Consider the following 21,972-nt stretch of genomic DNA (forward strand, 5'->3'; position numbering starts at 1 on the left):
TAGACCTATTGGTCGCAAATATTAAACAATTATCACACAAATCAAACTATATAGAGCACTTTACTCTTCTGCTTCAAAATATAATTTGTAAAATTTAAGGCCACGATCGCCATCAAATCCTTTCTCAATGTATTGTCTCTTACCATGCACATAAACATGGAAATTCTTATCGAGTTTCAATACCGATTTAAAATGTTTCTTCTCGGTACGAACCGCATCCTTTGAAATATCGAATGAATCTTGAAGTGGCATATTCTTATCCGATTCAAAAAAGCTTTTATATTCTTGAAAGGCATCCACAACATCGGGTTGACGAATTACTTCCTTCTCAAAATCTTTTTCATCAAAGTTGGCATTCTTATTAAAGTACTCAATGGAGCGATTAAGCATGTCCACCTGATCGGGGCGTGCCACATCATTATCTTCATTAAAAACCTCACCAACAAAACCTTTACATAATTGCAGGTAATTATTTGTGAAATAATAATTATCCTCACGAGGGCGTAATCCTAGGAAATCCTGAAACCAAAATTGCGCTTCGTTACCCTTATTAATATTATCAACGGAGCAAATCTTAAATCCTAACTCTTTCTCCGTATTGAATATTAAACAGCCCTTATCCAGTTTTTTAATATTAATACCTTCCTGTGCTCCCAATTCAAAATTCTGATTACGCATCATTACTTTCAGGAAAGTATCCTTATTCTCCGATTTAAATATACCGAGAGCATCTACTACTTCACCATCCACAACTATATTACTGAACGACACCTGATAAAACTCTCCACCCTTTATTTTTGGATGATTCGATTGTTCAAACAAATGATTGGCAATACTTAAGGAAGCATCAAAAAAACTAGACGGATTTTCAAATACTTGCCCAACTATAGGGAACATGGTATTATTTTCAAGGCCTTCTTCATGATGAAAATTAAAATAGGCTTCCGTCTTGAAAGGTTTGAAAAAATATTGTTTTAATACCTCAGTAATCATTTCTTCGTCCTGAAGTAGAACTTCGGATTTTGATAACTTCAACTCTTCACCTTCGGCACGACAACCAATCTGGTGAACTACTATGTTATTTATGCTGCTTTGTGTAAAATCAATCATTGCAGAATGCATTTTTAATATTCACGGCAAATATACATCAATCCAATAAATTGTTGCATAAAAAAGCAGTTGTTAAAACAACTGCTTTTTTAATACCTTAATACAGAAGAATCAATTCACCCTACAGTTGGTAGCATACCACGATACAGAATGCTTTGAACCATCGATCAATTGTTTTAAAATTTTACGATCATCCCAATTGCTTTCGAACGAACAGGATTGATCAAGAGCTCTTGAAAGCAAGAGCCATTCATCAACCACATTCTGCGAAAGTTTACCCTCAAATTCTTTCAATACTTTAAGGCAACACTTGTCAACAATGTGAATTTTCATCTCTTCGCGTTGTAACGAAGCTCGCGTTGTATAAACATGTTCATCAATTTTGATAAATTCATTGTCATCCAACACAACATTTACTGTAAATTTTACTTCTGACATTTTGTTCCTCCATTTAATGTTTAGGTAACTGTAAATTACAACATCATTAAACCAAAGGAAAGTTTCTTTCTTAAGAAAATCTCAATTTAGTACGAATCTAAATAATTAAAGAAAAAATTCATTAACTGAACAAATAAGCCAAACACTCCTTCTTTTTTAATCGTATGCCGACGCCCTTGGTGCTAGCAACTTCTTTAGGATACTGTATTATTGATTTTCCCAATAAAATATCAGTGCCTTTAAAATAAGTCCTACTCTGCTGATTCATTAATTGGAAGGCATGATCAGGAATTATGAGTCGACTATGTTGTTCTCGTTCACTAAAGTTGGCGAGTAATAAAATAAATTGCTCATTGGTATAACGCAACCATGCGAATATTTTATTTGAGGCTGTATTATTATTGCACCACATCAAATCGTATAGCCCACCATCGCTTAATGCAGGAAATTTATTTACTTGACTGAGCAGTGATTTATAATAAAGTAACAACTCATTTTCTTCATCTTTTAGAGCCTCTTCATTGCCCTTTATAAAATCGTTATAGCGACAGAATGAGTCAATGCTCCAATAGTCAAAAATACTTGTTCTTCCGTCTCTACCACTATACCCTTCCTTATCCATACCTCTTTCGCCTATTTCCTGTCCATTATAAATCATTACAGGATTACTACTATAAGCTGCGCTAACAAAAAATGCAGGCCAGGCATTAATACCTGTCGAAAAGAGTTGATCCGATGCCAAGCGCAGTTCATCATGGTTCTCCATAAAAAACAACATCTTAGACGATCGCTCTTCAATAGCTTTCCATGCATCAGCAATACGCAACAAAGGCGCATCTCCTCTAGAAATCTCAATTAAAGAATCGTAGAATCCCACCTTGTCATACAAGTAATCAAAACCACCTTCTTCGATATAACTTTGATATAAATTGGGCTGGTACACTTCCGCAATAAAAATAATTTCAGGAAACTCAAGCTTGATTTGGACGATGCACCAATTCCAAAATTCAACAGGAACTAATTCTGCCATGTCGCATCGAAAACCATCTACACCCTTCGAAGCCCAATATTTTAATACATCACGCATTTTAAACCAGGTATCTGGTATCGGATCAAAATGCTTAGTTCCATCCTGATAGTTAACACCATAGTTTAGTTTAATAGTCTCGAACCAGTCATTAATACCAGGGCTTGGATTAAAACAATCATTACCAGTGGCACGTGCAGGACTCTCATCCCAAGCCTGATCACCATTAATATCGGATATAGGTCCTTTAAATGAAGTACCAGGCAGATAATAGAAGTTGTTATTGACATTAAATCGTTGATCTTTATCATCCGCACTACCAAAATCTTCAGTCCCTTCAGGTTTAGCATCCGAAACATATTGTCGTGCCAAATGATTTGGGATGAAATCAACGATCACTTTTAAACCAGCTTTATGCATGCGCTCCACCAAAGCTTCGAACTCGCCAATGCGATCTTCAACATTTACTGCTAGGTCTGGATCAACATCGTAATAATCCTTTATAGCATATGGGCTACCAGCCTTTCCCTTCACCACATTGGCATTATCCTTTACAATACCAAATTGAGTATAATCGGTGCAGGTAGCATGCTCCAATATCCCCGTGAACCACATATGCGTACAACCCAATTCCTTAAAGTGTGATAATTGATTATCACCTATATCATTTAGTTTACCGCAACCGTTATCTTCAATTGCACCATTAAATATATTCGATTGCTTTTTATTGGTAAACAAACGGGGTAAAATCTGATAAATGACTACTTTACTCATGCATTTAAACTTTTTATTTACAATACTTACTTGGGCACAGATAACTGATTTTCGGATCAGCAATTAAAGTATTTCTATAAACAATTGCAATTCATTTCGATTATGATCGTGATAAGCGAAAGGCAATAAACTATTAAGCTGACCTAAAGTGACCGATTTTTTTTTCTACTTTAGCCATAACAATTATGTAGCCGCTATCTGTGTTGTGCATTGATGGCTTACAAATATGATTTATGAAATTTTTAAAATATATTTTTATAACACTTCTCGCTTTCAATGTTTTCAATGCTAAATCGCAATACTATAGCACCGGTTCCGATCCGGCTAACATAAAGTGGCAGCAAGTAAATAGTCCATTTTTTAAAGTAGTCTTTCCAGATGACTTTTCACATGAAGCCAAACGTTTCATTGCCATTTTAGATTCTTTGTATCTATATGGTGGACATACTTTAGATCACACACCAAAACCCATTAAAGTGTTGGTTCACTCACGAACAGCCTACTCAAATGGCTTGGTATCATGGGCTCCCAAACGAATCGAGATATACCCAACTGCCAATCAAAGTGTTTTTTCACAAGATTACTTGGAGCAACTAGCTATTCATGAATTCAGACATGTTGTTCAGATTGATAAATTAAACAGGGGGTTTACCAAAGTATTAAGCATCCCTTTTGGACAACAGGCAATCGGCGCAGTGCTGGGCTTGTACGTACCAATGTGGTTTTTGGAAGGAGATGCCACCCTAACTGAAACAAGCTTATCTAAGTCGGGACGTGGACGAGTTCCTTCCTTTGAACAAGAAACCAGAGCTCAACTATTGGAGAAAGAACGATACTCCTACGAAAAAGCCTATTTTGGATCCTATAAAAATTTTGTTCCTAACCATTACAGAATGGGTTACTTGTTCACTGCCGGCGCACGTCAAAAGTATGGCAGTGATGTTTGGGAACGTGCGCTTGAAGAGACGGGCCGTAAAAGCTGGTCGATAACTCCTTTTAACCGTGGCATTAAAAAAGTGACTGGTAAGAATAAAGTCCCTTTATACCACGAAGTTTTTCAAGATTGGGAAGATCAGTGGCAAGAAAGAGAACAAAACCTGACAATCAGCAAGGTTAATTATCTTAACATGCGCGACGAGCGCTACAAAAACTATCAATACCCTGTGGTTTCAGAAGATAGTTCGATTATCGCAGAGATTAATGGTCCGGGTGAAGTGAGGCACTTTATTAAATTAGATCCTCATTCGAAAGAAGAAACAAAACTATTAACGATTGGAAGAAAAGCCCAAGAACCATTTTCGTATAGCAATGGCCTATTGTGTTGGACCGAATTGGAACAACATCCCAGATGGGAAAACCAACACTTCTCCGTTATTCGAACTTATGATCTAACTAGTAAAACTCAACAAAAAATAACTCAGAACAGTCGCTATTTTGCACCTTCACTTTCACCAAGCGCTGAACGCCTGGCTGTGGTTCATATTACCAACGACAACTTAAGAAGCATACACATATTGTCGACTAAAGATGGAAGCCTACTAACAACAATTGCTTCTCCAAATAACGATCACATCCTTACTCCTTCGTGGAGCGCCAATGGCCAACACCTGATTATGGTGCGCTTAACTCCAAAGGGTAAAAAATTAAGTCAATTAAATATTAGCACTAAAGAATGGACAGACCTTACTTCACCAGAATTTACAGAAATAGTAGCACCCAAATACATTGGTGATTGGGTATATTTTAGTGGCTCTTGGAACGGCATTGACAATATTTACCGTATAAAATCAGATGGCACAGATTTGCAAAAAGTAAGCGAATCACGCTTTGGTGCAACTCAGGTTGCTCAAGGCATAGATAGTAAACACATCCTTTATCAGGATTACACTTCGGATGGTTACCAAGTTGCAATGGCAAATTTGGACTCCCTAAATATTCAAGTTTATTCGCCAGAAGTATTTCCGAACGAAGCCTTGATCAATCAACTTCAGGATGATGAGTTAGGCTTGCCTAATTTGAAAAACTTGCCAACTGAGGACTACACAGTTAAAAAATACTCAAAATGGAACTTGTTTAATTTCCACAGCTGGGCGCCAGCCTTCTTAAATATTGATGATGCAACAATTTCTCCAGGTGCCTTTGTGACATCACAAAACCTTTTGAGCTCAACTTTTACAACAATTGGTTACAATGCAGATAGTCAACTTTCACGCGAAAAATACTATTTCAAAATATCACATCGTGCCTGGTGGCCAGTTATTGATTTTGAAGTGAAAGCGGGTGATGAGAAGTATAAATTAGAAGGGCTTGTTATAAATGAACCTGATTCTTTCTATATTCAGATTAACGACAAAGAAACTCACCTACATCTTAAAACTGAAATTAATCTACCCCTTAATTTGACACGCGGTAAATGGCAAAGACGTATCCAACCATCCATTGCGGCAAGTTATCAACTTACTGGTAGTATTGAATATCTACACACACCTATCAAGGACAAACAACTAGTTATAAATGAGCAGACGACACGTACAACTAAAAAATCTGAGATCAGATCCATAGATTATGGACTTTTTTTATACAATCTGCATACAGCCTCTCAACGTGATATTTCAAGCAGGTGGGGACAAGTTGTGGAACTATCGTATCGCCACACGCCCTTTGGAGGCATGAACTTTGGTAGTATAATTGGTCTTCATACCAGAATCTATTTCCCTGGTATTGGTCGCCATCACGCCTTAAAAATTGATAATGATTGGCACAGAAAGAACTACGGAGAAAAATATAGCAATAATGACACCTACAACTTTCATTACAGTTTCTCCGACTTTGTAAAGTTTCCAAGAGGAATATCTCAAAGGTCGAATACGGAACTTTATTCGCTGAAAGCCGATTATACCATGCCAATGATGAATCCAGATTTGAACATACCTGGTTTCATTTATTTAAAGCGCATCACAATGAACTTGTTTTACGATTACTCTTATGCCATGCTTGAGCGTCAATTGGTTGACAATGGGCAATGGACTAAAAGTACAAGCAATTATCAATCGATGGGTACAGAGCTAAGAGCAGCATTACATCCATTTCGATTCATTTTTCCAATAACTGTGGGTTATCGTTATGCCTATATCCCTGAAAACAAAGATAATTACCATGAGTTCTTATTGAGCATTGGGCTCTCAGGCGTAGCACTTGGTAATCGTTAAAGGCTTCACTATAAATTTAAAAAAACTTAAAATCGAGATTATATAGCTTGCTATTTGAACTTTTACTAATTACTTGCGTACTACTATTTGAAACTTTTAAATCCAATCATTGGATATCATCAAATGAGTGATTATGAAGTATACCTTGTGGGCTTTTGTGGGCGTTACTATTTTAACTTTACTAATTGATTATCTTCTCTTTCGATTAGTAATTCAAAAACGGCAAAAGCAAAGCGCACACTTCTCTTTTCCATTTGGCGCATTTTGGCATTTCGGCATGACCGCCGTCTTTATTCTGAGTTTTGCAATCCTTTATTTTTTAATACCTCTGGCATCATCATCATCAGTTTATGTGTTTTTTCAATGGATGATGACTGTTTACCTGCTTATTTATATACCAAAAACGTTTTACTACCTGAGTTATAAAATTATCGGTCGATTCCATAAGGTCTTAGACAAATTCTCGGAAGATGGTAAGATTAAAAAAATGAATGATGGCAGGTATCCAACAATCAGCCGTAAAAAATTCTTGAGTCAAGTAGGTATTGTTGTAGCATCAGCACCTTTTATATCCCTCTTATTTGGTGTGATTAAAGGGCGTTTTTCCTTCGCTAAAAAATACACAAAATTATCGTTCCCAAATTTACCTAATTCATTTGAAGGGCTTAAAATCGTTCAGATATCTGATTTGCACCTTGGTAGTTTAAATTCAAACTATCGTGAAATGGAAGAAGCGGTTGAATTGATAAATGCAGAGCATCCTGATATCATTTGTTTTACCGGCGATTTGGTAAACAACTTCTACGAAGAAACCATTGGATGGGAAAAAGTATTTAGCAAGTTAAAAGCACCTTTGGGTAAATTTTCGATTCTTGGCAATCACGATTATGGCGATTACTCAAAATGGCCATCATCAGAAGCTAAAGCCAATAACCTAAAAGGAATTAAGGAAGCACATGGCAGATTGGGTTTTAAACTACTGAATAACCAATCGTCATTAATAGATATTAATGGAGAAAGCATAGCAATTGCAGGTGTTGAAAACTGGGGACACCCACCATTTCCGAGATATGGTAACCTTGAACTAGCAAGCTTGGGAACAGAAAAAGCTCCATTTAAAATGCTATTATCACACGATCCTGATCATTGGGATGCAGAAGTTACAACAGAGTCTGATTTCGACCTGACCCTAGCTGGTCACACTCATGGCATGCAACTTGGGTTTGAATATAAAGGCTTTCAATGGAGTCCTGCCAAATACAAATTTAAACGTTGGTCGGGTTTATACAAAGAAGGTCAGCAATACCTCTATGTTAACCGTGGCCTGGGCTATTTAGGAATGCCAGCGCGCGTGGGTATGCCTCCCGAAATCACTATTATTGAATTAACTAAAGGACCCATTGGCAACGATCCAATGTAAAAACTACTTTATCACTTTGTAGTTTTACCGTCGTACATTTTCGTAAATACCGAATCAACAGGCTCCCATAATTCAATTTTGTTATTCTCAGGATCAAGAATGTGTACAAACTTACCATATTCGAAAGATTCTATCTCATCAAGCACTGTGACACCAGCAGCTTTCAAATCCTCAACTAGCGACTCAATATCCTCTACCCGATAATTAATCATGAACTCTTTTTCCGATGGTTCAAAATATTTGGTATCCTTGTCAAAAGGGCTCCATTGCAGATAGGTTTTATCCTTTGGCTCATCCGAACTGCGCGACTCAAATAAGGAACCATATTCGTTACAAACTAAGCCAAGATTATCGGCATACCATTTTCGGGTAGCTTCCGGTTTCTCACTTTTAAAAAATATACCACCAACACCAGTTACTTTTTTCTTCATAGCATCAACTTTTTAATCTAATAAGAAACGAAGATGAAAAACAATATTCAAGTGTACAATCAAGAATTTAACCAGGTTTTCAATGCTATCATTTGGTCTTCCATCTGCTTAAAACCCTTTTGGTATAAAACATCTAACTTCTGTGCATCATTCTCAATACGCGAAACATCCATAGGTTCGTTGGGGCGAATAACAAATACCTTCCCTTCAGCTTCAAGCTTTGCAATTAACCTTAAAGAGGCATTATAATTCTCCGCCCTTTGCAGTATCGCCTTTACCAATTGTGGATATTTTCGATAATACAATCGAAACAGGCTTTTAAAGCGTATAGTTTTCTTTTTATAATCCGCATTGCGCGTTAAAACAACAATAGCACGTTTGTTCCCATCTTTCAAAGCATAACTTAAAGGTATGGCATCACTTATGCCGCCATCCATGTACATTTGATCATTGAATTGAGCCACAGGTGATACAAATGGCAAACTAGATGAAGCAGTAACAGCCTGCATTAATTCATCCTTATTTAAATCAGAAACCTTTATGAATTCAGCTTTGCCTGTTAATGCATTGGTGATACCAACCTTAAACACCGTATCAGTTGACAAGGCAGCATCATAATTCAAAGGAATAAGCTTGTTAGGGATTTCACCATAAACAAAATCCCAATCAAACAAACTTCCTTTTTTAAAGAAGTTTCGCCAGCTCATATACCGTGGATCGGATGTATATTGAAGATTGACTTCTCTGTTACGCTCAAATTGTCTACTAACATAAGAAATTCCGTATGCTGCACCTGCTGACACTCCGATACAATAGGGCAAGTGCACCTTATGTTTAAGGAGTGCGTCTAATACACCAGAAGTGAACATGGCTCGAAAACCTCCGCCTTCAAGCACCAAAGCAGTTTTACTAATATCCATTAATTACTTACAAACTTTAATCCTACAATAGAAAAAATAAGCGTTGAGAGAAAAAACAAACGCCAAAAATTGATCGGTTCATTAAACACAAAAACGCCCATCAAAACCGTACCAACCGCTCCAATACCTGTCCACACCGCATACGCCGTTCCTATGGGCAAAGTTTGTGTTGCTTTAATCAAAAGCAGCATGCTTATTACCAAACAAACCACAAAACCACTGTACCACAACAAAGCAATGTTTCCCTGCGACTTTTGAGCTTTACCAAGGCAACTCGCAAACCCAACTTCAAATAATCCAGCAATAATTAGTAGTACCCAATTCATTCTATTAAATGTAAAGATAGATGGCTAAGAAATGTGAAAATGCCGCAATTAATACGAACACATGAAAGATAGCATGGTTAAACGGTATTTTTTTAATCGAATACAAAACTGCACCAAGCGTATAAAACAATCCTCCCACAGCCAATAAGCTAAGCGCCTCACCCGATAAAGCGTTCATCAAAGGTTTAATGATGATTACCACTATCCAACCCAATAACACATAACTAATAGTGGATAGTAACTTAAAACGACCAGTAAAAAATAACTTCAGCACAATACCCGCAATGGCTAACAACCATACAACGATTAAAATACCATAGCCCCATTTATTAGCCATACCTAAGGCAATAAAAGGCAAATACGATCCTGCTATCAATAGGTATATTGCACTGTGATCAAAAACCTTTAATTTCTTTCTCCGATCTAAATCAATCTCTTTATGGTATAGACTTGAAGCAGCAAATAAAGTAAGGATACACAATCCATATACTAAGTAAACAGTAAAAGCTAAAGTATTTTCGAGCTTAATCGCTTTAATTAAAAGTAGTACCAAGGCCGGTATACCTAATATAAAGCCCAAGCTATGAGAATACACATTCCATTTTTCTTCTAATGCGGAGTACGGCAATTTAGTGGTGTTCATAAATGTAAAGATATAGTTTCATCCCATATTCACGAAATATGAAGCTTTGTTTAGCATTTTGTTTTTCACTAAGACATATCTTTATATTTTTGTTTACAAATACACATTAAAAGTTACTGCTTAATGAGTCTTTCAAAGAAAATTCTAATTGGTCTATTTACAGGAGTTTTAACCGGCTTATTCTTTGGTGAGCATTGCTTCTTCTTCTCCTATATTGGTGATGGCTTCATCGGATTGCTTCAAATGACGGTATTACCTTATATCATCGTGAACATAGTTGCCAACCTCGGTCGCATGTCAATGAGTGATGGTAAAAAAATGGTATTCAACGGACTTAAAGTACTTTTACTTTTATTGGGTATAGGTGTTATCGCCTTGATAATTTTACCACTAGGATTACCCCAATGGACTGCATCTTCCTTCTTTAAGCCTTCAGTTGTTGCTGTAGAACCACAGATGGATTTTCTAAAAACCTACATCCCTTCGAATCCTTTTGAATCGATGGCCAACAGTGTTGTACCTGCAATTGTAATATTCAGCATCTTTCTTGGCATTGGCCTCTCAAGACTAAAGGATAAAGAAGTTATACTTAAAAGCCTGGATGTGTTTGGGGATGGACTAAACCAGATTAATAAAATGGTGGTTCAAATGACACCCTATGGTGTTTTTGCCATCGCTGCATACAACGCTGGTAACATGACCATGGACGAAATACAGCGACTACATGCCTATATTATTATTTATACAGTTGCCGTTTTAGTTTTTGGCTTTTATTGGATTCCGCTGCTCATTTCGTCCTTGACTGATGTTTCACCCAAAGCTCTTTTTAAAGCGACTAAACCAACCCTACTTACAATATTTGCAACATCGAAAATAATTATTGTACTACCCCAGTTAATTGAAGATATAAAAACTGTTTTACTTCCAAAATACAGTAAGAATGAGGAAATGGCAGCAAAAACGGAAATAATGATGCCGCTCTCTTATCCCTTCCCAAACCTTGGTACTTTCGTCATTTTTGTGTTCGTTCCTTTTATTGGTTGGTACATGGGTAATAGCTTTAGTATCGAAGAGAATTTTGTATATGTAGGCTCAACATTGCTAAGTAGTTTTGTTGCCCCGGTAACAGGTATCCCATTCATTCTGGATTTGTTAAAGTTACCACAAGAAATGTTTCAACTCTTTGTTATTTCAAGTGTTTACACCGATCGTATAAGAGTTGTATTTGGTACCATCCATTTACTGGCCTTAACAATTATTACAGTAGTGTGGACCGTTCATGGTTTAAAACCCAAATGGAAAAAACTCATACGAGGCTCAATTATTGGTGTTATTTTAACGGTATTAAGCCTTCTGGGAACACGTATTTATTTATCGTATACTTTGGGTGAAAGCAAACAATACACCAGTTTTGTTGAAATGGATTTCACGAATGACTACAAAGCAGCTAAAGTTAAAACGGTTGAATCTCTTTATACAGATTCGCTGGTGTACTACGCTTCAAACCAACTCGAAAGCATCATTAAAAGAGGTACAATTAGGATTGGTTATTTGCCCGATCACCTTCCTTTTGCTTTCCGTAATCAGAATGGTAAACTAGTAGGATTTGACGTAGAAATGGCTCATTTATTAGCCAAAGAATTAAAGGTTAAAGCCGAGTTTTACAGGATCAATAAAAGCCAAATGCAAAGCTTACTTGAGGAAGATAGAATTGACATTGTCATGTCTGGCATAATAGTCACTACAGATGTACTTTCTCATTATGCCTTTAGCAAGAGTTACATTGATCAAACATTGGCTTTTATGGTGCCTGACCATATGCGTACTCAGTTTAGTTCACGTACTACCATCAAAGGACTAGATAGTCTGCGCATTGGATCTGCTCACCCATATTTTGCAAATAAACTGAAACACTATCTTCCTAAAGCTGATATTATCTCATTAAACTCGCCTCGCGAATATTTTAAGGATAAACACCTAACACTTGATGCTTTACTACTATCTGCTGAAGCTGGGTCGGCATGGACGGTAATTTATCCCCAGTTTCATGTTTCAATACCTCGACCTGATGTGATAAAAGTGCCTTGTGCCTATCCTCTTCCAATGAATGATGAAAGTTGGAAATTATTTATTGATACCTGGATAGAACTTAAGCAAAAAGAAGGAACTACCGATGCACTATTTAAGTATTGGATAGAAGGTGAAGGGGCTGACATAAAAGAACCCCGATGGTGCATTGCAAGGGATGTATTGCAGTGGATAGAATAATAATCTATTTACTCTAAAAATATACGAGGATGTCCAAAAACTAAGCTCGCTCATCGAGATGATCCCTGAGCTTGTCGAAGGGTGAGTCGAGATGAAATTTGATTGATACTGATTATCACTTCGACATACTTCGGCAAGCTCAGCAAGCCTCAGTGAACGTATGCTTTCAGAGTTTTTGGACACCCTCGTACTATTTATGTTATTGTATTTTAAAAATGAACTGCTAAACCAACTTGTAAATATTGATTTTTTGCATCCTCTTGCACTTCCATCATACCCCAATGATAACGGGCTTCCAATGACAACATTAGGAAATTAACTCCAATACCAGCAAATACAGGTACATCAGTGGATTTTGCTTTTTCTTCAACATCTGTTTCAGAAATTTTAAAATTAATACCGGAACCTGCCAAGGCATATAAAGGCCCAACTTTTGCTTTTAAATACAAAGGTACACCAACATAGCCCAATTTATAATCACCAAAGCCTTCAACCTTTCCACCCATCTGTGCATATTCCAATCCATAACCGAATTTTAAGAATGGAATAACATCATGCTCCAAATAACCACCAAGGTAATAAGAACTTAAATTATCAGAATCGCCTCCTGAATATTTCAACATTGCAGATTGCCAACCAGCACGTACGCCGTATGATTTATCACCTGCCATTGCGTTTTGACTAGAAAAAAACGCCACAATTAGTATCGCTAATACAAATACATTTTTTCTCATAACTCTGTTTTTGATATTAAAACTTTAGGAAGTTAAATAATAGCAATAGGAAATTCAAAAAATCAGACAATTAAATCCGATTAAATTATACACATTATAAAATTCTGTAGTTATTTAATCTTGCGAACTGGATATTTATACATGATTTTCGATATTATCTCATTTACCTCATGCTGGCGTTTGCCCCCTTCATCACTTATGGTACCCATACCAACTCCTTCCCAAACCAAAACTTCGTTACGTGCATCGTAAACCGAGATAACCAATGTTCCTGTACGCATGGTTTCCTTATCAACCTTTAGCGTTGTATGATAATGGGTTCCCCAGCCCCATCCGGGACCGTAACCATAATATCCTCCATAACCATATCCACCCATGCCATAACCGGTACTTACCCCAACTGTAATGTTGGTATTTGACTGTTTCTGAATATGTGATTGACTCACTACAAAAAGTGAAACGAGCAAATCGTTATCTTCTTTCACCACTTTATGACCTCTTTTTCTGAACTCCATACTTATGGCATTCTCTATACGCTCCTTATCAAAGTTTCGTAAAATCTGATCACTATTGTCTGTCCATCCATAAAACTTAACACTCTTATACCCCTTAAAGTCAACGCTCTTATCCTTCTCAGTCATAACCTTAACAGAATCACAACTAACCATGGTAATTGCCATAAAAATGACAAGTAGCTTATATTTCATCATAAATTAAAATTTCGATTTTCTTATTCAAGTGGAAAACTACCAAAAAATATTGTGATTGAGCTAATAATCGTATTGAAAGATTAGAACATTATATACTTATTCTCAAACCTTCATAATCCACTTTATCCGAAACCTCACATACATTTCCCAAAGCATTCTTTCCTCGCAATGGAGCAACTGTGTGAGCTCCCAAAACACCATCTGCAAGAGGCATGAAAAGATCTTCAAGAGAATTTGCTGTATCATTTGATGGTGACATCCATAAGTCAGCACTCTCATCAGTATTGAAAATCAAAGGCATTCTGGGCTCAGCTAATTTTGGATTATTATGAATCTGTCGCATTAAATCATTGGCTTTGGTAGTTACAACAGAAAAAGTATTAAGCAACTCTCCAGATTCAACATTTAACCACTGATCGTATAAACCACCAAGCACCAATGGCTGCCCATCAAGACGATAAATATAATAAGGATAGGCTTTACCATTGTAGTGGTGATGCTCATAAAAACCGTCGATATATACCAGACACCTTTGATTAGCTGCCGCCTTTTTAAAAGAAGGTTTCTCAAAAATAGTTTCAGAACGTGCATTAATCGTTTTATTCCATATTTGATTTTTCTTGAGTTCATCTTTAGTCCAATATGGCACCAAGCCCCACTGAAAAGGCAGCGGTTCGTAGGGTTTATCGCAGGTATAAATTAAAACCGTGGGGTGAGTAAAACCAGAAGCATGATGGTGATCATTGTCCAAATATGGTTTTAATTCTTTTTCAAGTTCTGCAATCCATGCTTCGTTATTATAATGCTTTGCCCTCTTTAGTTGAGTTTCTAATTTCGATTTAATATCATAACACATAAGCTATAATTTTAAGGTCAATAGACAGCCGTCAATACTTCTTACTCACTTGTCAATGCTTTCTGAAAAATACGATATTCTTTGTAAAGATGATGATTATCTAATCGCTCAATCTCGCGACGCATTTTATAATTATCACGCATTATCAAATGGCTATCCATGGATGTAAAGCCACTTTTTAAAGCAGATTTGATTAATCGATAACCAAGTATTGCATCCAAACCTTTATTTCTACGATCCTCGGAAATAGCACCCAATAATAGCACCAGTCGCTTTGAGCTTCGATTAGCCTTAAGTATGTGATACCAACCGCTAGGAAATAAATAACCTTTTGATTTTCGTATGCCCTCACTTAAATCAGCCATTGCAATTACAAAAGCCACTACTTCACCATCAGCTCCAGTGATTATTTTTATTAAGTGCGGATTTAATAATGGTAAATATCGATTGGCAAATTCATGCACTTCTTGATCGCTTAATGCCGAAAAGCCATAGATATTCTTGTATGTTTCATTGATCAAACGAAAAACGGAAGGGATGAACGGTTTTATCGAACGAATACTTTTAAATTCATGAACTGTAATAGAATTGTATTTCTCCACTCTTTGCGCAAGTGGCTTGTAGCGTGTAATTAGCTTAGTGGTCAACGGCACTTCATATTGACATAAATCCACATGTGGCTGATAGTTGAATTGACTTACATATTCAACCATGTATGGATAATTACAATTGGTTACCATCATTGTAGGCGCATCAAAACCCTTAATGACAAAACCTTGCGGATCCTTATCAGAAAATCCCATAGGTCCAATAATTTGATCGCATTTTCGTTCCGCTCCCCATTCTTCTATTGCATTAATAAGCTCTCCAAATACCGACTCATCGTCAATGCATTCCATAAAGGCAAATCGAACTGTATTTAACTTATGAATGACATTATACTTATGCGGAACAATGCCCATGATGCGCCCCACAGGCTTTTTGCCCCTATACGCAATTAATAAAATTGTATCACAATGTTTGAACGAGGCATTCTTGTCTTTCGAAAAGAGTTTCCACTCATCCGTGTACAGATTAGGCAACCAATTGCTATGCCCCTTATGTATCTTTGCAGGCAAGCGAATAAATGTCTTCAGCTCTTTTTTTGAAACAACTTCTTTAACGCTCAATTCCATCAACTTGGTTCTATTGTAGTTTTAATTTGGAGTAAATATAAGAGGAAAGTTTTAAAATTAACGGTGCACTTATTAGTCCAGCAAATACGTCAACTGCATAATGCGCCTTAATATAAACGGTAGAAAAACATAGGATTATTACAAATGGTAATAGTATCCAAAAAAGCATCAATTTATGTTTGCTTAGAATAAGCAAAATAATAACTGAAACTCCAACATGCGAGCTCGGGAAAGCAGCAGTGGGTGCCTCTCCCAATAATTGTATTTGTTTTACTAAAAAAGCAAATACACCTTTCGCTTCTATTTGGTTGTGTGGAAAGGCATAAAAATACTGTGGCCCTTCGGCAGGCATAAGAATAAATAGCACATAATATAAAAAGAAGGATGTCAGGATAATAAAACTAACTTTTTCAAAATGTACTTTTCTGTTTACCCAAACCACAACAAATGTTGCCAAAGGCATCAAGTAATATGAGAAATATCCCATAAACATCAATTCACTAAAAAGCCCATGATTTAAGACCTTTGAAAACAACAATGCGGGTTGAAAACCAAACATCCACATATCAGCCATATCGAGATAGGAATCCCATTTTGCAAACAATAAGGTATTTAAGTGGGCTGTTTCGGTATAAAAGCTTCCGAGCAAAAAGTAAACTAATAAAGCATCAATTAAACTTATCTGTGCCCTGAATCTGGTTTTCAGTAACAGTGTGCGAAATAATATAAATATTAACACGATAAGGCGCGGCCGCCAAAAAATCAATGTTTGAAGGTATTTTACATCCCAAATGGCACATAAAACAAGAGTAAATAAGAGATAAAATAAAACAACAATCCAGATGGATGAAAGCTTTAATCTGGGCATATTAATAACGATTGAGTGATATTTTCAAAAATAGTTTATTTTTTATTCATTCAATATTATTAATTAAACAGACGTATTAACGATGATCACCTTCCACAGTTAATTTTAATTATCTTTGCATTCTAAAATTTGATAAATGATAGGTAGATACAACAAGCTTCGAGTTGTTAAAGAAGTTGATTTTGGTCTTTATTTAGATGGTGGAGAAGAATATGGCGAAATACTTTTACCCACTCGATACGTTCCGGTAAACATTTCTGTTGATGATGAATTGGAAGTTTTTATCTACCTCGATTCTGAAGATCGTGTTATAGCAACCACTGAGCAACCCAACGCCTGTGTCGATGAATTTGCCTTCATGGAAGTGAAATCGGTAAACAAGATTGGCGCCTTCCTTGATTGGGGATTAATGAAGGATTTGCTGGTTCCATTTAGCGAGCAAGATGAAAAAATGATTGAGGGCCAATCATACGCCGTATATGTATATGTGGACGATGCAAGTAAACGCATTGTAGCTACATCGAAACTTTACACGGTTTTAAATAACATCTTACCTGAGTATGAAAAAGGTCAGGAAGTTGACTTATTCGTTTATGACAAAGCTGACATTGGCTACAAAGTAGTGGTCAACAACCTGCACACTGGCATGCTGTATCACAACCAAATATTTCAACCCATCAAACTTGGCGATCGATTTAAAGGCTATGTTCAAAACGTGCGTGAAGATGATAAGGTTGACGTATCACTTCGCCGAACAGGGGTTGAAGGCATAGAAGGACATGCTGCCGAAGTTTTAGAGATATTAAAGGCTAAAGGAGGCTCAATGGACGTTTCAGACAAAAGTGCAGCTGAATATATTTACAAAGTGTTTTCAATGAGTAAAAAGAGCTTTAAAAGAGCTATTGGCACGCTTTACAAGCAACGCATCATCACCATTGAAGATGATGGAATACGATTAACTCAAGAATAATATTACGGATCGCATCTTTTGGTATTAAATCCAATGAAGATGCGATCCTTAACATTAGTTCTTCTTTACATACTTAGTTAAGATATAAATGTGCTGACCATTTACTTTTCCTTCGATGTGCTCAGGATCGTTATGAGAGAGAATGATGTTACGCACTGCCATGCCACGCTTAGCTGTAAAACCGGCACCTTTTACGTTTAAGTCCTTTATTAAAACAACATTATCACCTGCTTTCAATTCAGCTCCATTACTATCAATGTATTTTAATACCTCATCATCATCTAATCCATCGCCATCGGCTTTAGCCCATATCAAGGTATCATCATCCAAATAGAGCATATCTAATAAATCCTGTGGCCAACCTTCGGCACGTAAGCGATTCAACATGCGCCAAGCCATAACCTGAACTGCAGGCTCCGCACTCCACATACTATCGTTCAGACAACGCCAATGATTTGCATCAACAGTAGAATGGTCTTCAATTTGCCCTTTACATGTTGCACATACCAACACACATTTATCAGCCGTAATTTCTTCCACTGGCGGAACAGCGTAAACACTTAGTTCATCACCTGAACCACATAATTCACACTTCGAACCACTACGCGTCTGTATTGCTTTTTCTATATTCATTTTTATCTTTTTATCTAAAACAAGATTACAAAGTTAGCTATGTAACTGAGATAATACTTGCGTATCACTAACTTTTATTCAATATTTAGAGTCACAAATCATTACATTTTTTTGTATGGCCATCAACCTAAATACTTATTCAATATGGGAATTCACTCCGGCAAGCGATGATGTTGTTGACCGTCCGATACCAGGCAATCCAGATACAGAATATGCACCACAACGACCAACACCTGGCGGACCTAATCCTGAATAATATTCATGATTGCTTTGTTAAGCTGAATGCACAAGTTGCATGCTACCCGGTTTATTAAAACCGGGTTTTGCTGTATAAAAAAAGCCCACCAATAGGCGAGCATTAAATATCGTTATAGCAAGAATATATTTAAAATAGCTTATCTAAAACAGTCTTTACTGATTGTACAGAAGGATCTATATCAAACACATGTGAAGGTTTCAAGTATACAATTTCTTTTTCATGTTTAAAGCGTTGCTCTCCTCCACCTGTAATATTTAACATGATGCAGTCATCTTTTTGAACAAGCCCTTCTTTAACGGCATTAATTAAAGTAGCCGTTGCAACTGCAGCAGCAGGATGAATGTCGTTTCCTTCTACCTCTTCAAATACGCGAGCAGCCTCTTTTGCCTCTTCATTGGTAGCGACCAACACATCACCTCCAGCTTCTGTCATTGCATCAAACAGACCTCCCGTAACAGAATAAGGTGGTTTACGGTTTGATAATACCTTGGCATCAATTTCTTCCACTTGCTTACGCGCCACGTCATCATCCAATGGCAACAATGGTCGTGAGTTAGCTTTCCAGGCATCATGAATTGGTAAAAATGGTACATTCTGCGAAACCATCAATTTCATGAAATTTTTTCCAAATCGCCCATCCTCAATCAAACGTTTGTTAGCTTCCCAGGCTGCAATGGCTCCTGTGCCACTACCTACAGCCTGAAAATAATAATCAGGAATCTGACCAATGTGCGTTACTGCCGACAAAGTAGTAGTTGCCATACCATCACGACGGGCTACATTTTTAGCTCCTCCTTCGGGTATAAAACCATCCAACTGACATGCAATATTTGATAAGTGAATGGCATCGAAATAATCGCTACCCGACTTTGTTACAATAAGGCGAACATTGTCTTTGATTGGTTCGTCAAACCAAAGCGCATCGATATTATCTTCGGGTACACATAATAGCAATGGGATATTATTATCGGAACAAACACGAGCAAAGGCACGAGCTGTATTACCAGCAGATGCAACCACCAAAACGGTTTCGCCATCAAGGTTTAAACGCCCGCCCACCGAATAAGCTTCGGTTTCTTTAAATGAACAAGTTCTGAAATTTGCCCCTTTCTCAGGCCAATATCCACTGAAAGTGATATATAAGTTTGATAAACCAAGACATTTTGCTAAACCTTCACTCTTGTATGTAACAGGTGCAGATGAGCCATCCAACATTTTCTGAACAGGCAACCAATCGGCAAAGCGAAAAACGCCATAGGAATCGTCTTTGACTTCAATTTGCTTTTTAGGATAAATAGCACGAATAAGTGTACATTCATTTGGAGCATCTAGGGTCCACCCTTGGTCTTCAAATTGCTTTCCACTTTCAACTGATTCTAGTATATATTGCGTTGGCTTTATTTGTTTGCTCATAGTAATAATTGATGTTTGCTGTACAAAAATAGATTTTTTGAACGTGATACGAAATCCAAATTTAGAAAACATTGTATTTCGATAGAAAAAACAAAAGGCTGCCCTGGAGAGAACAGCCTTTAATTATTTATTTAATAATCAATTGCTCTTTAACAACCTTATTTTTATAAATTAAATGTACATAGTAAATGCCTGGTTTAAGTCTTGAGACATCAATTTGGGCTTTCTTGCTTTTAATTTTTTGTTTTTTCACTAAGCCATTGCGTTCGCTCCATATTTGAACTTCATATGGCTCAACTTGTGCAGGCTCATTTGTATTGGCAGCCATGGAAGAAAAAGAATTTTCACTAACAGGCTCAACTACGGAAATATTTATTGTTTCATAAGCCGGGTTCGGGTATATTTCCATACTTAGCGGAAAACCGCCTCCACTTGTTCCGGTAAGGGTATTTAACAAATAGTCTTCGCCGCATTGGTTGGTAGCTATGGCCATAGCGCCAATAAAACCTGATGCACTTGCCATTATTGTGCATGTATTGCCGTTATCTACATAATAGGCCGATGCGGGTGTAACATCCCAACTGATTGACGTATTTATATCATAACTATATGCTTCAAATGTGACCACTGTTCCTGCAGGGACCCTTAATACTTGACCTGAAAGACTTTCATTTCCGTTCTCATCGTAAGTGAAAATCTCGGGTTTACCTACCCAAACTCTTTTAGGTTTTAAATCTGCACTTGTTGAATAACTATCTGTTATTGTAGCATTGATAGTTGAGTTCCCCAATATTTGACCAGCTTTGAATGTACAAGGATTAGAGCCCTGAGCTGAAACTCTTGTATGTACCGAACTCCATGTAATGGAATAGCCTGGTAAAAGGTTACCAATTGAGTAGGCGTAATTTCCTGAGCATAATAAAGAGCTTCCTGTAATTATAGGTAATTTAGTAGTTGTTACCGAAGCTTTGTCACTTACATCGGACGAACCTGCACTGTTTTGGGCTATCACGTACAAATCATATGGTTCTTCAGGCTTCAAACCTGGAATAGTAAACGATGTTGTTCTAATATTACTGCCAACGGTGGTTGTTGTACCATTATAACGCTTATTAACTTTATAACTTGTTGCACCTCCTGCAGCATTCCACGAAAGTTTAGCACTTGTATAAGTAATATTAGAAAAGCTTAAACCACTTACCTTGGCTGGTGGTGTTGATATGGTTTTGGATGAACTTTCTGAGTTTCCTGCTATATCAACAGCCGTTACACTTAGCGTATATGAAGTGTTAGGAGATGCACTAAAACTATAATTTTTCCAATCAGTTGCAGCCATTGTCTTAGACTTAGTAGAACCGCCCGGTGCCTTCAGTTTTAGCACATAGCTTTTAATACCTGAAATACCGGCAGTATTATTATTGGTGGTGTATGTATTCGACATGTAATCCCAGCTTTCCCAGTTCGTCACAACAATAGACTTGCTGGTAGAATAGTGCGAAAAGCTTGGTTTATTAGGCTTGGAACTATCAATAATAATATTCTGCGTTCGACCGCTAAATGATGTCTCCCGGTTATCTTCATCTTTGGCAACAAAATCTAATAGGAGCGTATATTGCCCCTCTGTGGCGTATGAAGGAACTTTTATGGTATACTGAAAGGTAGCTGTTTACTCGGTTGAACAGCTATATTTTCTGTTGAAAAGCTCATCCAATCCTTAATGGTTCCCATAGTCCATTTATCAATTGAAACCGTATAAGTATCCGTGCGCTTATTTTTCACCTTTACCTC

Annotated in this window: 20 protein-coding genes; 5 read left to right on the forward strand and 15 right to left on the reverse strand. The window is 37.0% G+C overall.

All coding sequences use genetic code 11. From position 1 onward, the window contains the following. Positions 1-60 precede the first annotated feature (60 nt). The 3 genes from ACRD7B_RS19085 to ACRD7B_RS19095 all read right to left on the reverse strand — a co-directional run bounded on the left by ACRD7B_RS19085 (position 61) and on the right by ACRD7B_RS19095 (position 3,349). Positions 61-1,110 (reverse strand): nucleoid-associated protein, encoded by a 1,050-nt coding sequence (locus ACRD7B_RS19085; protein ID WP_430826236.1) that lies wholly within the window; start codon positions 1,108-1,110, stop codon positions 61-63. Between the two features lie 111 nt (positions 1,111-1,221). Continuing rightward, complete coding sequence (locus tag ACRD7B_RS19090; RefSeq protein ID WP_430826237.1) at positions 1,222-1,548, reverse strand: hypothetical protein; 327 nt, start codon at positions 1,546-1,548, stop codon at positions 1,222-1,224. Between the two features lie 121 nt (positions 1,549-1,669). After that, the gene (locus ACRD7B_RS19095) at positions 1,670-3,349 is read right to left on the reverse strand and encodes an alpha-amylase family glycosyl hydrolase (protein WP_430826238.1); all 1,680 of its coding nucleotides are present in this window, start codon (positions 3,347-3,349) and stop codon (positions 1,670-1,672) included. 233 nt (positions 3,350-3,582) lie between these two features. Between ACRD7B_RS19095 and ACRD7B_RS19100 the strand changes: the two genes are divergently transcribed. Next, on the forward strand, positions 3,583-6,558 hold the full coding sequence (locus ACRD7B_RS19100) for a TolB family protein (protein ID WP_430826240.1): 2,976 nt from the start codon (positions 3,583-3,585) through the stop codon (positions 6,556-6,558). Positions 6,559-6,691: 133 nt separating this feature from the next. Beyond that, a complete protein-coding gene (locus ACRD7B_RS19105) occupies positions 6,692-7,978 on the forward strand; it encodes a metallophosphoesterase (protein ID WP_430826241.1) in 1,287 nt (428 codons plus the stop codon). Positions 7,979-7,989: 11 nt separating this feature from the next. Here ACRD7B_RS19105 and ACRD7B_RS19110 read toward each other — a convergent pair whose 3' ends face one another. Genes ACRD7B_RS19110 through trhA form a run of 4 tightly spaced genes read right to left on the reverse strand, consistent with a single transcriptional unit; the run spans position 7,990 to position 10,298 of the window. Next, on the reverse strand, positions 7,990-8,409 hold the full coding sequence (locus ACRD7B_RS19110; RefSeq protein WP_430826242.1) for a VOC family protein: 420 nt from the start codon (positions 8,407-8,409) through the stop codon (positions 7,990-7,992). Between the two features lie 59 nt (positions 8,410-8,468). Then, positions 8,469-9,329 carry a patatin-like phospholipase family protein gene (locus tag ACRD7B_RS19115; protein WP_430826243.1) on the reverse strand — a complete coding sequence of 287 codons (861 nt, stop codon included), beginning with the start codon at positions 9,327-9,329 and terminating at the stop codon, positions 8,469-8,471. Further along, positions 9,329-9,655, reverse strand: a complete 327-nt coding sequence (locus tag ACRD7B_RS19120) for a DMT family transporter (RefSeq protein ID WP_430826244.1) — start codon at positions 9,653-9,655, stop codon at positions 9,329-9,331. The genes ACRD7B_RS19115 and ACRD7B_RS19120 overlap by 1 nt, the downstream gene beginning before the upstream one ends. 4 nt (positions 9,656-9,659) lie before the next feature. Continuing rightward, positions 9,660-10,298: a PAQR family membrane homeostasis protein TrhA gene (trhA, locus tag ACRD7B_RS19125; RefSeq protein ID WP_430826245.1), complete on the reverse strand. Its 639-nt coding sequence runs from the start codon at positions 10,296-10,298 to the stop codon at positions 9,660-9,662. Positions 10,299-10,421: 123 nt separating this feature from the next. Here trhA and ACRD7B_RS19130 point away from each other — a divergent pair, with 123 nt between their 5' ends. Next, the gene (locus ACRD7B_RS19130) at positions 10,422-12,566 is read left to right on the forward strand and encodes a cation:dicarboxylate symporter family transporter (protein ID WP_430826246.1); all 2,145 of its coding nucleotides are present in this window, start codon (positions 10,422-10,424) and stop codon (positions 12,564-12,566) included. 209 nt (positions 12,567-12,775) lie between these two features. Here ACRD7B_RS19130 and ACRD7B_RS19135 read toward each other — a convergent pair whose 3' ends face one another. The 5 genes from ACRD7B_RS19135 to ACRD7B_RS19155 all read right to left on the reverse strand — a co-directional run bounded on the left by ACRD7B_RS19135 (position 12,776) and on the right by ACRD7B_RS19155 (position 16,909). After that, entirely contained in the window at positions 12,776-13,300 is a 525-nt protein-coding gene (locus tag ACRD7B_RS19135) for an outer membrane beta-barrel protein (protein ID WP_430826247.1), read from the reverse strand. Positions 13,301-13,410: 110 nt separating this feature from the next. Next, positions 13,411-14,010 carry a DUF4136 domain-containing protein gene (locus ACRD7B_RS19140; RefSeq protein ID WP_430826248.1) on the reverse strand — a complete coding sequence of 200 codons (600 nt, stop codon included), beginning with the start codon at positions 14,008-14,010 and terminating at the stop codon, positions 13,411-13,413. A gap of 88 nt (positions 14,011-14,098) precedes the next feature. Next, a complete protein-coding gene (locus ACRD7B_RS19145) occupies positions 14,099-14,866 on the reverse strand; it encodes an SOS response-associated peptidase (protein ID WP_430826249.1) in 768 nt (255 codons plus the stop codon). A 41-nt stretch (positions 14,867-14,907) separates the two neighbouring features. Continuing rightward, complete coding sequence (locus tag ACRD7B_RS19150) at positions 14,908-16,041, reverse strand: hypothetical protein (RefSeq protein WP_430826250.1); 1,134 nt, start codon at positions 16,039-16,041, stop codon at positions 14,908-14,910. 10 nt (positions 16,042-16,051) lie between these two features. Continuing rightward, on the reverse strand, positions 16,052-16,909 hold the full coding sequence (locus ACRD7B_RS19155) for a phosphatase PAP2 family protein (RefSeq protein ID WP_430826251.1): 858 nt from the start codon (positions 16,907-16,909) through the stop codon (positions 16,052-16,054). 136 nt (positions 16,910-17,045) lie between these two features. Between ACRD7B_RS19155 and ACRD7B_RS19160 the strand changes: the two genes are divergently transcribed. Continuing rightward, a complete protein-coding gene (locus tag ACRD7B_RS19160; protein ID WP_430826252.1) occupies positions 17,046-17,879 on the forward strand; it encodes a CvfB family protein in 834 nt (277 codons plus the stop codon). A 54-nt stretch (positions 17,880-17,933) separates the two neighbouring features. Here ACRD7B_RS19160 and ACRD7B_RS19165 read toward each other — a convergent pair whose 3' ends face one another. Beyond that, complete coding sequence (locus ACRD7B_RS19165; protein WP_430826253.1) at positions 17,934-18,512, reverse strand: PhnA domain-containing protein; 579 nt, start codon at positions 18,510-18,512, stop codon at positions 17,934-17,936. Positions 18,513-18,627: 115 nt separating this feature from the next. On the opposite strand from ACRD7B_RS19165, the gene ACRD7B_RS19170 reads away from it, so the two are divergent. Next, positions 18,628-18,768: a hypothetical protein gene (locus tag ACRD7B_RS19170; protein WP_430826254.1), complete on the forward strand. Its 141-nt coding sequence runs from the start codon at positions 18,628-18,630 to the stop codon at positions 18,766-18,768. Between the two features lie 129 nt (positions 18,769-18,897). Here the strand turns inward: ACRD7B_RS19170 and ACRD7B_RS19175 are convergent, their stop codons facing one another. Both ACRD7B_RS19175 and ACRD7B_RS19180 read right to left on the reverse strand, forming a co-directional pair. Then, a complete protein-coding gene (locus ACRD7B_RS19175; RefSeq protein ID WP_430826255.1) occupies positions 18,898-20,184 on the reverse strand; it encodes a cysteate synthase in 1,287 nt (428 codons plus the stop codon). A gap of 127 nt (positions 20,185-20,311) precedes the next feature. Then, complete coding sequence (locus tag ACRD7B_RS19180) at positions 20,312-21,625, reverse strand: fibronectin type III domain-containing protein (RefSeq protein ID WP_430826256.1); 1,314 nt, start codon at positions 21,623-21,625, stop codon at positions 20,312-20,314. Between the last annotated feature and the right edge of the window lie 347 nt (positions 21,626-21,972).

It is taken from the genome of Carboxylicivirga fragile, from assembly GCF_050589805.1.
GTDB classification, from domain to species: domain Bacteria; phylum Bacteroidota; class Bacteroidia; order Bacteroidales; family Marinilabiliaceae; genus Carboxylicivirga; species Carboxylicivirga fragile.